This is a genomic window from Sphingobacterium sp. B29 (assembly GCF_001952815.1).
Taxonomy (GTDB): Bacteria; Bacteroidota; Bacteroidia; order Sphingobacteriales; family Sphingobacteriaceae; genus Sphingobacterium; species Sphingobacterium siyangense.
The window spans coordinates 367568-380466 of the sequence record NZ_CP019158.1 but is presented as its reverse complement, the minus strand read 5'-3'; the positions used below and the strand labels follow the sequence as shown (position 1 = coordinate 380466).

8 protein-coding genes are annotated in these 12899 nt (G+C 40.5%); 2 read left to right on the top strand and 6 right to left on the bottom strand.

Annotation, left to right across the window (positions count from 1 at the left end; translation table 11 throughout):
- Positions 1–109 precede the first annotated feature (109 nt).
- The 3 genes from BV902_RS01710 to BV902_RS01700 form a co-directional block, all read right to left on the bottom strand.
- Positions 110–2599, bottom strand: coding sequence for a TonB-dependent receptor (locus BV902_RS01710; protein WP_083663425.1), 2490 nt, complete (start codon positions 2597–2599; stop codon positions 110–112).
- Positions 2600–2761: 162 nt separating this feature from the next.
- The gene (nagB, locus tag BV902_RS01705) at positions 2762–4690 is read right to left on the bottom strand and encodes a glucosamine-6-phosphate deaminase (RefSeq protein WP_075990500.1); all 1929 of its coding nucleotides are present in this window, start codon (positions 4688–4690) and stop codon (positions 2762–2764) included.
- 141 nt (positions 4691–4831) lie between these two features.
- Positions 4832–5980 (bottom strand): methionine aminotransferase, encoded by a 1149-nt coding sequence (locus BV902_RS01700; protein ID WP_075990499.1) that lies wholly within the window; start codon positions 5978–5980, stop codon positions 4832–4834.
- Positions 5981–6052: 72 nt separating this feature from the next.
- Between BV902_RS01700 and BV902_RS01695 the strand changes: the two genes are divergently transcribed.
- Entirely contained in the window at positions 6053–6736 is a 684-nt protein-coding gene (locus BV902_RS01695; RefSeq protein ID WP_075990498.1) for a peroxiredoxin family protein, read from the top strand.
- Between the two features lie 152 nt (positions 6737–6888).
- Here BV902_RS01695 and radA read toward each other — a convergent pair whose 3' ends face one another.
- The 3 genes from radA to BV902_RS01680 form a co-directional block, all read right to left on the bottom strand.
- Entirely contained in the window at positions 6889–8274 is a 1386-nt protein-coding gene (gene radA, locus BV902_RS01690) for a DNA repair protein RadA (RefSeq protein WP_075990497.1), read from the bottom strand.
- A gap of 234 nt (positions 8275–8508) precedes the next feature.
- Positions 8509–9669 carry a dipeptidase gene (locus BV902_RS01685; RefSeq protein ID WP_075990496.1) on the bottom strand — a complete coding sequence of 387 codons (1161 nt, stop codon included), beginning with the start codon at positions 9667–9669 and terminating at the stop codon, positions 8509–8511.
- On the bottom strand, positions 9666–11390 hold the full coding sequence (locus BV902_RS01680; protein WP_075990495.1) for a serine hydrolase domain-containing protein: 1725 nt from the start codon (positions 11388–11390) through the stop codon (positions 9666–9668). Before BV902_RS01680 ends, BV902_RS01685 begins: the two co-directional genes overlap by 4 nt.
- Positions 11391–11586: 196 nt before the next feature.
- On the opposite strand from BV902_RS01680, the gene xseA reads away from it, so the two are divergent.
- Positions 11587–12873, top strand: coding sequence for an exodeoxyribonuclease VII large subunit (gene xseA / locus BV902_RS01675; protein ID WP_075990494.1), 1287 nt, complete (start codon positions 11587–11589; stop codon positions 12871–12873).
- Positions 12874–12899 lie beyond the last annotated feature (26 nt).

The following is a 12899-nucleotide window of genomic DNA, read 5'->3' as shown; positions in this document are numbered from 1 at the left end:
AAATCGGCTGTTTGAACTGGCACTTAAGCTGATAAAGGCAAAATAGAATAAAATAGGGCTGTCCAAACTTCTTTGGACAGCCCTTCTATTTTATATCGATGTTGTATCCTTAAAACTTATAACTCAATGCAACAGCAGCATTTCTTGGATCGATCTGATTAATAAAACCACCTCGGAAGTATGAATTCAATCCAATCTCATTGGTGATATTATTTACAAATACTTTCGCATCAAATTTGCGCCATTTGTATCCCACCTGTGCATTTAATGTGGTATAAGCTGGCATATTGAAAGGTTCTGTACCATAATATTCGCCATGTCCATTTGGCGTTAAGCTATATTCATTGACAGGTCGGTCTCCAACATAATAAATGCCCGCACTTAAACTCAGGTTCCGAAGAGCTCCTTGATCAAATACATATTGTATCCATGCATTTGCCGTATGTTTTGGCGCATTCATCGGTGCCGATCCATCCATATAAGAAGGTGAATTTTTATATCGCGCATCTAAATAGGCATAGCCCAACATCACTGTTAAATTTTCCAATACACGACCGTTCAACTCAGCCTCAATTCCATCGCGTACCAGATCCCCTGCCTTAAAGTATAATCCTGTAGGATCATTGGTTCCGGCCTTATACTCCGCATTGGTCAAGTTAGAGGTATAGATATGGAAATAGGTTAAATTGAAACGTAACCGATTATTCAGCCAATCGGATTTAATTCCCCCCTCAAATTGTTCGGTTTTAGAAGCACCTGCTGCTGTACCATCGGTTAATGGATTCGCAGCATTCCTTAAATTCGTTGAGTTTGTATAAGACCCAAATACATTAAAATTCTCAAATGGCGTAACAATCACCCCCGCCATTGGATTCCATGCAGACTCCCTTTTATTACCGTTTGATGTGAAATCTTTTGTTGTAATTTCGGAATAACGTAAACCTAATACAGCCTTAATGTATTTATTAAATTCAATAACGTCCTGCCCCATAAATCCGATAGAAGAATAATAACTTCGCACAGGCGTTCCTGCTGTGTAGGCGATTTGCTTTCCTTTTCGCTGGTTTCCCAAAGAATCGACGTAGACAACCTCGGATAGATCATTTACCCAATCGCCGTGAATATCAATAATATCAATTACATTACTATTTTGATCCGCTTTTTTCAAAAGAACATTTTTCTCCAGTGGACTTAATTTTCCTGCAAAAGAAGTTGTTGTCGCATCAGAAATACGATAGTCCACCCCAGCTTGAACCAAATGTTTTACTTTACCCGTATAAAGATCTTTTCCAATCAAGTCAAACTGAAAAGTTTTATTCTTGTCATCGCGCAGGTTTTTGCTCATTGAGCGCGAGAATGTATTATATTGTTTTGCATCGTCTTTAATCAATGAGGAAGAAGACGATTGGTTATCAACCTGGTAAGATGAAGTTGCAATAGAAGCTCTGATGCTCCAGCGATCGGTCAATTCATGATTTATCTGGGCCATAAAGCTCTTCATCTCTGTATTATTATTATCGGAATTGAAGCCCAAAAACTTATTGTTCGGGATAACATATAGCGCATTCACCCCTTGCGAAGGATTTAAATTGACTGCGGAATTAACCGGCGTGCGATTATCGTTAAAATAATCACCCTCCAAAGTAATTGTCGTCTTATCCGTTGGTTTCCAAGCTAAGGATGGATTTAGATAAACACGGTTGGAGGATACACTTTTGCGGTAGCTATCGCTACGTTCATAAGCGCCATCCATTCGAAAAGCAACGGTCTCTTTCTTATCTAGTACCGTTTGGAAATCAAAGGTTGGGCGGAATTGCCCCCAGCTTCCTGCACGGACACCAATCTCTCCAGAATTCGTGAAATTAGGAGTTTTAGTGACCACATTAATTACCCCACCAGCATTACCAATATCAGTAATAACGCCCTGTGTAACCGCAGCAGACCCTTTAATCATTTGAATAGACTCCACACCTTGCATATCAACGACTCCAGATGCAGTCTGAAATTGAGAGTCCATCCGCACACCGTTCTTCAATACAGGTACCCCTCTGAAACCACGTGTTGACAAAGATTCTTTAACACCGCCATAAGAACCAAACAAGGTTACACCCGGAATATTTCTTACAGCGTCCGTCAACGTAAGAATACCCTGATCTTGAATTACCTTATTGGATATGACAGAAATACTCTGAATTTGATCCGAAGGTTTTAATGGCATACGTGTGATCATTTCCAAGCCTTTTGGCTTTTTGTTGCGTTCACCAAACACTTCTACCTCATCAATTGCCTGCTCATTGCTCACCAGGGTAATTGGATCAATAACCACTTCAGGGCTCTTCGTGCTAAAAACATAATCGATAACGGTTGTCTGGTAGCCCATATAAGTGAATTTAATCACCGTATTTTGGTCGACGCCATGCAGTCTAAAATGACCTCTATAGTCTGTACGGACCGTTTTATCTCCGATTGAAACGGTTACTGAACTTAAGGGATTATTTTGTGTATCGACGACTTTACCTTTGACGATTCCCGAGGTTTGACCATATACTGCACCTCCGATTAAAAATGTAGAAGCGAGAGCTAGTAAGTGTTTGTCCATGTTAATAATTTTGGGTAATTATTTTTAATTATTCTAAATAATAGCGCAAAGGTATAAAAAATAACCTATTTAGAATGATTAAAAACAAAAAAGTCCTGAACCACCTCAGGCTCAGGACTTTTTTATGTCGTCAGACAGTTATTTTATAGTCAGACAGGTATTTTAGTCAAATTTCCATCTTACGAACGCTTCAATAGCTTCATAATTTGCAAGACCTAATTGGTCATATAAAGCTGCGGTTTCGCTTGTACGGTCTTCAGCACGTACCCAGAATTCACGTGGATCATCTCCAGGGAATACAGGTAAATCTTTTTGAGATTGGTGTTTGAAGATCGCTAAACGTTTACGATAAACTTCTTGTGGAGATAATGGAACGGCCATTTGGATCTCGTGGATTGGGTATTCATGCCATGCACCTCTGTATAACCATAACCAACAATCTTTGGTCCATTCATCTGTTTTGCTCAATCTGCTCAATGCTTCAAACAAGATATCGAAACATACTTTATGCGTACCGTGTGGGTCAGCAAAGTCACCTGCAGCAAATACCTGATGTGGTTTTACCTGACGCAACAATTCCATTGTTTGTTGAATATCATCTTCAAAAGATACATTTTTTGAAAACTTTTGTCTATCATAGAAAGGCAGATCCTGGAAATGGATATTTTCATCTGGCAAACCAACTAAACGAGCTCCTGCGATCGCCTCACCCTTACGGATCAATGCTTTGATTTTACGGACAAGTTCAGTATCGATCTGATTTGGTTTTTTTGTCGCAAAAATTGCTCTTTCCTCATCATAAATTCGACCGATCTGAGAAGCTTCCGCCTCTGCCCCAATTTGTTTTGCTAAATCTTCAGCAAACTCCAGATAACGTACCACATCATCATCCCAAACAGCTGTATTACCACAAGTTTGGTAAGCAACATGGACATTGTGTCCTTGGTCTGCCAGACGAATAAATGTACCCCCCATCGAGATGACATCATCATCCGGGTGTGGAGAAAATACAATTACATTTTTCTTCGCTGGATTGGCACGCTCAGGACGTTGTGAATCGTCAACATTGGGTTTACCTCCCGGCCATCCCGTGATCGTATGTTGAAGTTCGTTGAATATACGGATGTTGATATTATATGCCGGACCGGTTTCTGTAACCAACTTCGCCATTCCGTGTGCATTATAATCCTCGTCGGTAAGTTTCAGGATTGGTTTTTTGATCTCTAAAGCTAACCAAACAACTGCTTTTTTAATTAACGAAGGCGTCCAAGTAACATCTTCTGCCAACCAAGGAAGATCAAAACGTGTCAACAATGAAGCAGCAGCTTCATCAAGAATAAATTCAACGTTATCCGATAATTGTAGATAAGTTGCAGGAATCTCTGAGGAGATTTCACCTTCAACTGCTTTTTTAATGATCTCAGCCTTTGTTTCGCTCCAAGCCATCAAAATGATCTCTCTCGCTTTGAAAATTGTACCTACACCCATGGTAATCGCTTTTGTTGGTACATTTTCTTTTCCACCAAAAGCACGGGAAGCATCGCGACGAGTTAAATCGTCCAACGTTACCACACGTGTACCTGAGTTAGGTGCAGAACCTGGTTCATTGAATCCGATATGGCCTGTACGGCCAATACCTAATAATTGAATATCTAAACCTCCTGCTGCCGTAATCTTCTGTTCGTACGCCTCGCAGAATGCATTTACTTGGTCAGGAGCTAAGGTACCATCTGGAATATTTACATTGGCCGCATCAATATCTACGTGGTCGAACAAGTTTTTGTTCATAAAGGTCACATAGCTCTGATCAGCATCAGGTTGCATCGGGTAGTATTCGTCAAGATTGAAGGTAATCACGTTCTTAAAGCTTAAACCTTCTTCTTTATGCAAACGAATCAATTCTTGATAGACTTTTACCGGTGTGGCACCAGTGGCAAGGCCCAGAACAGCTTTCTCACCTTTCTCTTGCTTTGCACGAATAATTTCAGCAATACGATTTGCAACGTTTTTCGAAGCTGAATTTTGATCTGGATAGACGCTCACAGGGACTTTTTCGAAGCGCGTTTCTTCCAATAAATTTAATCTAGCCATTTTATGGGTATGTTGATAAACGTGAATTACAAATTTATAAAATTAGTACCTCAAGTTGAAGTAAAATTTTAATAAAGTGGTTCTTTCTTAGCGATATTTTAAATAAAACCTTTTAGCTATTCTGTTAGCTCAATAATAGGGTTATACCTTATTCAAAATCTCGACTGCTTTTACTAGTGTTTCATCCTTTTTAGCGAAACAGACCCGCAAAACTTGTTGATTTGTAGCTTCTTTATAGAATGCCGAAAGTGGGATTGTTGCAATTTTATGTTGTCTAGTTAACGAACATGCAAACTCAAATTCTTTCTCCTGACTGATAGCAGTATAATCTATATTAAGGAAATAAGTTCCTTCACAAGGAAGAATCTTAAACCGGGATCCCCTTAATCCGTCCTTCAACAAATTCCTTTTCCGCTCAAAAAAGTCCGATAGGCCTTTGACATAGCTTATATCCTCTAGATATGCTGCGATAGCGAATTGCATGGGCGTATTTACACTAAACACATTGAATTGATGCACTTTTCTAAATTCTTGAGTTAATTGCGGCGGGGCAATGCAATAACCAATTTTCCAACCCGTTGTATGCAATAATTTTCCAAAGGAAGCAATTACAAAGCTTCGCTCGCGCAAAGTCGGGATTTCCAGCACCGATTGTGGGGAAGCACCATCGAATACGATATGCTCGTATACCTCATCGCTCAGCAACAACGCATTGGTACCTGATAACAAATCCCCAAGTTTAATCAATTCTTCTCTACCGAGTACTTTGCCTGTTGGATTATTCGGATTATTGATGATGATTAAACGGGTTTTGGAATTAATTAACGTAGCTACGTAATCCCAGTCAATCTGAAAATCAGGAGCCAATAATCGCACGGGAACAACTTTACCACCGAACAATTCGATCGTCGGCGCATAACAATCGTATGCCGGTTCAAAGATAATAACCTCATCTTGTGGCCTAACAACAGTGGCAATAGCTGTAAAAATTGCCTGTGTACCACCAGATGTCACAGTAAGCTCTGCCGTTGCATCAACCGCCACGTCATAAACTTCACGATATTTTTTTGCGATAATATCACGTAATGCCTGTGCCCCAATCATTGGCGCATATTGGTTATGCCCCTGTTCCATTGCCTTAGACACCAATTGAACCAACTTCGGATCGGTCTCAAAGTCAGGAAAACCTTGCGACAGATTTAAGGCTTGTTGTTCATTGGCGAGCATCGTCATTTTGGTAAAGATCGTCGTGCCGACATGTGGAAGTTTAGAAGTTAGGTTGAAGTTCATTTTTTGACATTTTATTAATCTACTAAATTAGTGGATTTTCTTATATTTGTAAATATATATAAGAATAATAACATGATAAAATACATCACACTACTTTTTTTAGTTCTGCCGTTCTTTGGTTCTGCACAAAAAAAAGAACTTACCAAAGAGGAGTATATTGCACGCGTTAAGGCCGCTCCGGATTCAATCTCGACATTGGTTGACTTGCGTAGAGTCGGCGGTTATGACCCTGTATACCCTGAGCTTCAAGCGCTTTATAATACCTTGAGTAAAAATGTCAAGAATTCAAGTGAAGGAAAAGAGTTCCAAGACTACTTAAATACATTGGAAACGGTTCAAATTGGAAAAATAGCTCCCGCGTTTACGCAAAATGATACTACTGGTAACCCTGTAAAGCTTTCGGACTTTAAAGGAAAGTATGTTCTCCTTGATTTCTGGGCATCTTGGTGTCCGGATTGCCGTGTCGAAAGCCCAGATCTTGTAAAAACATACCAACAATTTAAAGGTGAAAACTTTGAAATATTGGGTATATCCTTTGATAAGGATCGCAATTCTTGGATTAAAGCCATCCATGCAGATAAATTGCACTGGCGTCATGTTTCGGATCTCAAACGTTGGCAAAATGATGTCGGAACATTATACGGCGTAAAATCTATTCCTCAGAATGTACTGATCGATCCCAATGGGAAAATCGTCGCCAAGAATTTACATGGTGATGCTTTACGCGCAAAATTGAAAGAAGTCTTGAAAAAGTAAACTATAGACGATCCATAAAAAAGACCATGTTTTAGTAAAAGCATGGTCTTTTTATTTTATTCTTTGAAGAAGGCCATTTTTCTGAAAAAATCTATTTTAAGATGATCCCAGTAAATTACGATATTAAACGATTGATTACCCCTTTTTCTCGCTTAGCCAAACAAAGCACTGAAGATGTCCTCCAATTTGGCAACCGGACGAATGGCAATATTATATTTTTTAGCATCCAATCCTTTGGTATTGAATTTAGAAATAAAAATACCATCGAAGCCCAATTTCTCGGCCTCCTGTATACGCTGTTCAATGCGATTTACGGCCCTTATCTCACCCGATAAACCAACCTCACCGGCAAAAGTCAGATTGGATCGAATCGCGATATCTTGTTGTGAAGAAATAATTGCAACAACAACAGCCAAATCGATCGCAGGATCTTCAACACGCAACCCACCGGCAATATTCAAAAATACATCCTGTGCACTTAACCTAAAGCCAAAGCGTTTCTCCAAAACAGCCAGCAGCATATTTAATCGCTTCGTATCGTAACCTGTAGAAGAGCGCTGTGCATTTCCAAACGCCGAATTACTCACCAGTGCCTGTACTTCAATCATCATAGGCCGCACTCCTTCGAGCATCGCCGCAATGGAAACGCCACTAACAGGTTCATCGCGCTGGGAAATCATAATCTCCGAAGGATTTGACACTTCCCTAAGCCCCGACCCCTGCATTTCATAAATACCCAGTTCTGAAGCAGATCCAAAACGATTCTTTACGGCCCGTAAAATTCGGTATACATGATGACGATCCCCTTCGAATTGAAGCACTGTATCCACCATATGTTCTAAAACCTTGGGACCTGCAATAGACCCGTCCTTGGTAATATGCCCTACAATAAAAACCGGTGTACTGGTTTCCTTTGCAAACCGCAGCAGTTCTGCGGTACACTCGCGTACCTGAGAAACCGACCCTGGTGCCGATTCAATTTGTGCGGAATGTAAAGTCTGTATAGAATCTATGACAATGACATTAGGCTGTACCGTCTCGATCTGCTTGAAAATATTTTGAGTCGATGTCTCGGTAAGGATATAACAATTTGCTTTAGAAGATTGTGACAATCGCTCTGCCCGCATCTTAATTTGCTGTTCGCTTTCTTCCCCAGAAATATAAAGTGTCTTGACTTGTGGGATCGATAAAGCGAGCTGTAACATCAACGTAGACTTCCCAATACCGGGTTCGCCTCCGATAAGTACCAATGAACCCGGAACGATACCACCACCAAGAACCCGGTTAAATTCCTGATCAGGAGTCAATATCCGTAATTCATCCTGATAGACAATCTCGTGAATGATTGCAGCTTTATTCGCTCTTTTCGTGCTTCCGCCTGTGGTAGAACTACGCCATTCGGGCACTTTTGAACTCGTCTTTTCGACGACTTCCTCAACAAAACTATTCCATTGCTTGCAAGAAGGGCATTGTCCCATCCATTTGGGAGATTCGTAGCCACAGTTTTGACAGAAGTATGCTGATTTTGATTTTGCCATGCTACGAAATTACAAATTTATAGCTGTTAAAAGCGTAATATCATGCCCCATACATATAATATTACCCAGGATATTATGCACGGACTGATCAGCCTTTCCATAATGCTACTCCTATGGCGGCTTAAGTCAATATACAGTATATTACTATATACCACATCACTATTTTAACAATCCGTCAACAATGCTGCGTGTATACTGGAACCTTACTCACAAACCTTAAAAAAACCGAAGTGTTTATTCTTCATTTTCTTTTAAGATCCGCAAAAAATTTTGTCCCATGATCTTCGCAACATCTGTCTTTGTATAACCTCTCTCCAACAGCGCTTTGGTCAGTAGTGGAAATTTAGAAACATCTTCCAGACCTTGGGGTGAGGATTCTATGCCATCGAAGTCCGAGCCTACAGCAACATGATCAATACCCACTTTTTTGACCAAATAGTCGATATGATCCAATAATTTCGACAGTGGAGCATCGGCTTGCCGTTGAAGTTCTTTTGGCAACTTTTCATACATAGACCAAGTACTCAATTTTGTATCCCCCTTATCACCAAATTTACCCACATACAAATCCTTAAGCCTTGTTTCATAGGCCGGATCCAAAAAACCTGAATAAAAATTGACACCAACAACGCCCCCATTTTTTTTCAAAGCTTCCAATTGTGCATCTTTCAGATTGCGGAAATGTGGACATAATTCATAGGCGTTGCTATGGGACACCAAGATCGGTTTGGTCGTTATCGCCAGCACATCATAGAAAGTCTGCTCTCCTCCATGCGACAGATCAACCATCATCCCTAATTTGTTCATCTTCCGAATAATTGCTCGACCTTTTGCCGTCAACCCTTTATCCTTGGGATCCATACGACCTGACTCCATAGCTGCACAACTCGCCCAGGACAAATTGTAGTTCCAGGTCAAAGTGAGGTATTTGGCACCACGCTCATAGAGTCGCATTAAATGATCAACACTTCCCTCAATCATATTTCCGCCTTCAACCCCAATCAAAGCGACTATTTTTCCCGTTTTTAAGATCGAATCGATATCACGTGAAGATTTTGCCAAACTTATTTTATCGGTGTTCGCCGCAATTATCTTTTCCAATGCATCTATCTGGTCATTTGCGTGCTTAAATGCCCCGGATTTCCACTTCGCATCATCGGACCACACAGCAAATACCTGCACATCGACACCTCCCTCCCGCAGTCGCGGTAAATCAGTAGCTCCCGTACTTATTCGCTGACCAATATTTTTCCCCTGGAAAATGGATTCGTAAATCACATCATTGTGTCCGTCGACGACCACCAAATCTTGGTGTATCTGTTTATAGTCTTGACTATATCCAACATTGTTGAGTGTCGTCATTGCTAGTCCAAGTAATAGTGGGCCTTTTATCATTTTTGACTTTCATTGATCGTTTCATAAATAGCGTCCTGAATCCTGCTTCTGATATTTAGATCCAACAGCCTAGTACTCACCTGAGGATGTACGCGATTAGACAAAAAGATATAGATCAGTTGATTTTGTGGATCAATCCAGATACATGTCCCTGTATAGCCAGTATGTCCAAATACAGAGCTATTTGCTAACTTAGATGGATATTCATTTTTTGGGTTTGGATCCCAACGGTCAAAACCTAAGCCCCGACGACTGCTTGTCGATTGCCTGGAGGTAAATAAATCTATTGTTTCGGTTTTAAAGTAGCGCTCCCCCCCGTACTCTCCTCTATTCAATAACAGTTGACCATAAATTGCCAAATCATTTGCTGTAGCAAATAATCCGGCATGCCCGGCAATACCGCCAGCCATTGCCGCACCCTGATCGTGTACATAGCCTTCTAGTAATGTTTTCCGAAAGGAGGTATCCTGCTCGGTAGGAACGATTTCATTCTTTTCAAAACGCTCTCGGGGAAGGTAACCCGCACGCGTCATCCCCAATGGCCTGTAAAAGTTCTCCTGCACATAATCTTGCAGCGGTTCAGCGGTCTGATGTTCTGCAACTTCCTTCATCACGTACATACTGATATCACTATACACATAATTTCCAGTGGGTTTTACAGGTGATTTTAGCATCTCGGGCCACATAACATCGCGGTAATAATTATTGAGGATATAGCTATTGTCGGCCATTTTTACTTGATGGTTATCATCGCGGACCGAAACAACGTCTCCAACTTTCAGATATTTATAGAAGGGAATAAAAGGTGTAAATCCTGCTTCATGCAACATGACGGAACGAAGCTTGATATCCTTTTTATTGGTATACTTTGCCTGCCATAGGTAATGTCCCATGGTACTATCCAAATTAATAATATTCCGCTCGGTAAGACGCATAATCACAGGAGTAGTACCAGCAATCTTACTGACAGATGCGAGATCAAAAATATCAGTTGTTTTTGTGGGAATATCTTTGGAATATGTGTGAAATCCATAAGATTTCTCCAAGAGTACTTGCCCGTCTTTCACGATCATGACAACAGCTCCCGGTGTTGCTTGCTTATCGATGGCTTCTTGTGCAATGGCATCAATTTTCTTCGTCAATTTGGTCAGGTTCAGATTAGAACTTGATGCAGCGCCATATTGCAGCCTTGTCTGTGTGGTTTTGACATGACCGGCGGTTATAGGAATCCCACCAAAAATAGACATTGCCATCTGACGCTGTCCAATCTCTGAAAAAGGAGCAAGCAATTCGATCAAATCAGACTGAGGATACTCCGATAAACTCTTTTTGCTCTTTTCATTTTCAAAAAAATGACAAAGGATAACTTTTTTATTGTTTAATACGGCCTGCTTCAACTGTGCTAGACAAGCTGCATCTAAGTCATCTTCCTTTCCAGCAACAATAACGGTGTTATAATATTTGATGTCCTCATCAAATTTATTAAAATCAAAAATTTTGATGTTTGCATAGCGGGCCAACTGTTCTGTGAACATCGCATATTTTGCAGCGTTAGGAACGACAACTGCAATACGAAGTTGATCCAGGTTTTCTAAAGGCAGCAACTGATCGAGGTTATTAAACAGTATCGTTTCGTTCTTAATTGTAGACTTATATTGAGCAAACAGGGGGCTAATACAGAACAAACCTGCAAATAAAGCCCCAAAAAATCGTTTTTTCATTCTGCTTTTATCGTTTTTTAGGTTCTATCAAATAAAAATACGAATTAAATAACGAAGGAATATACTCGCTCGAAAAAAAATCAATTTTGTTACTCGACTTGACTATCGGGGTTAATAAATACTGTCTCCCTTTGGTCATAGCAGATTCAACCATCCCCGGATTGCATCATGAAGGTTTTTTCTGTAAGTTTGACTAATGCCAGAATTGATTCAAGATAAAACAATATTTTCCTTGCTGGAAGTCAGCCGCAGTATCCAAAAGACACTTGCGGAGCGGTATAAGAGTTTGTACTGGATCAAAGCCGAAATGAACAAGCTCAATCATTATACGCATTCTGGCCACTGTTATCCTGAACTGGTTGAGAAACAGGATGGTAAAATTGTCGCTGAAATTCGGTCCATCTTATGGAAAGCTGATTACAATCGTATCAACAACAATTTTCTTAAAGTCGCCCAAGAACCTTTGCGAGAAGGGATCACGATGTTATTTCAGGCAAGTATTTCCTATGATCCCATGTACGGATTAAGTTTGCGCATTGTTGATATTGATCCGACTTTTACCTTAGGTGAACTTGAAAAGGAGAAGTTAGACAGTATTCGAAAGCTGAAAGCAGAGGGCATATATGAGTCCAATAAATTATTGGGCTTTCCGGTGGTTCCCAAAAGATTGGCGATTATTTCAGTAGAAACAAGTAAGGGACTTTCTGATTTTTACAAAATTATTAATCAAAACCCTTGGGGTTACCGCATAGAATGCACGCTCTTTCCGGCATTATTACAAGGAGACAAGTCAGTACCTTCTATTATCAATCAGCTTGCAGTTATTGCTGAAAAAATCGACAAGTACGATATCGTCGCCATCATACGTGGAGGAGGTGGTGAGGTTGGGCTTTCCAGTTATAACAACTACTTATTGGCACGTGCTATCGCTATCTTCCCAATCCCTGTATTGACGGGCATTGGACATTCGACGAATTACACGGTTAGCGAAATGGTCGCCTATAAAAACGCGATCACTCCCAGTGAGCTAGCCGATTTTCTGATTCAGAAGTTTCATAACTTTGCTATTCCAGTTGATAAGGCAACGGAAAGTATACAACAACTCATTCTTACCCGATTTAAAGAAGAGCGCAATGTACTATCTCAGCTCGCAACACATATACAATGGATTGGCAAAAGGGAAATTCAAACCTCGAGAGCCGCTGTTCAGCAATTTCAACATGAGCTGAACTCCTTGATAAAATTACGGCTTTACGAGCACAAGACGGCTTTGGCTCATACCGAGCGAATTATTCAACTCTCTGATCCAATTCGGTTATTGAAACAAGGTTTTTCAATTACTAAGGTTAACGGAAAACTACTGCAGTCGGTGACACAGGTATCCCCGGGCGATGTGATACAGACGATACTCGAATATGGCGAACTTACCAGTACTGTAACGGATAAATCTCCGAAAGAAGGTCTGGATGCGAACCAGGCTTAATTTGGCCATCGGTACACAAATTTTAA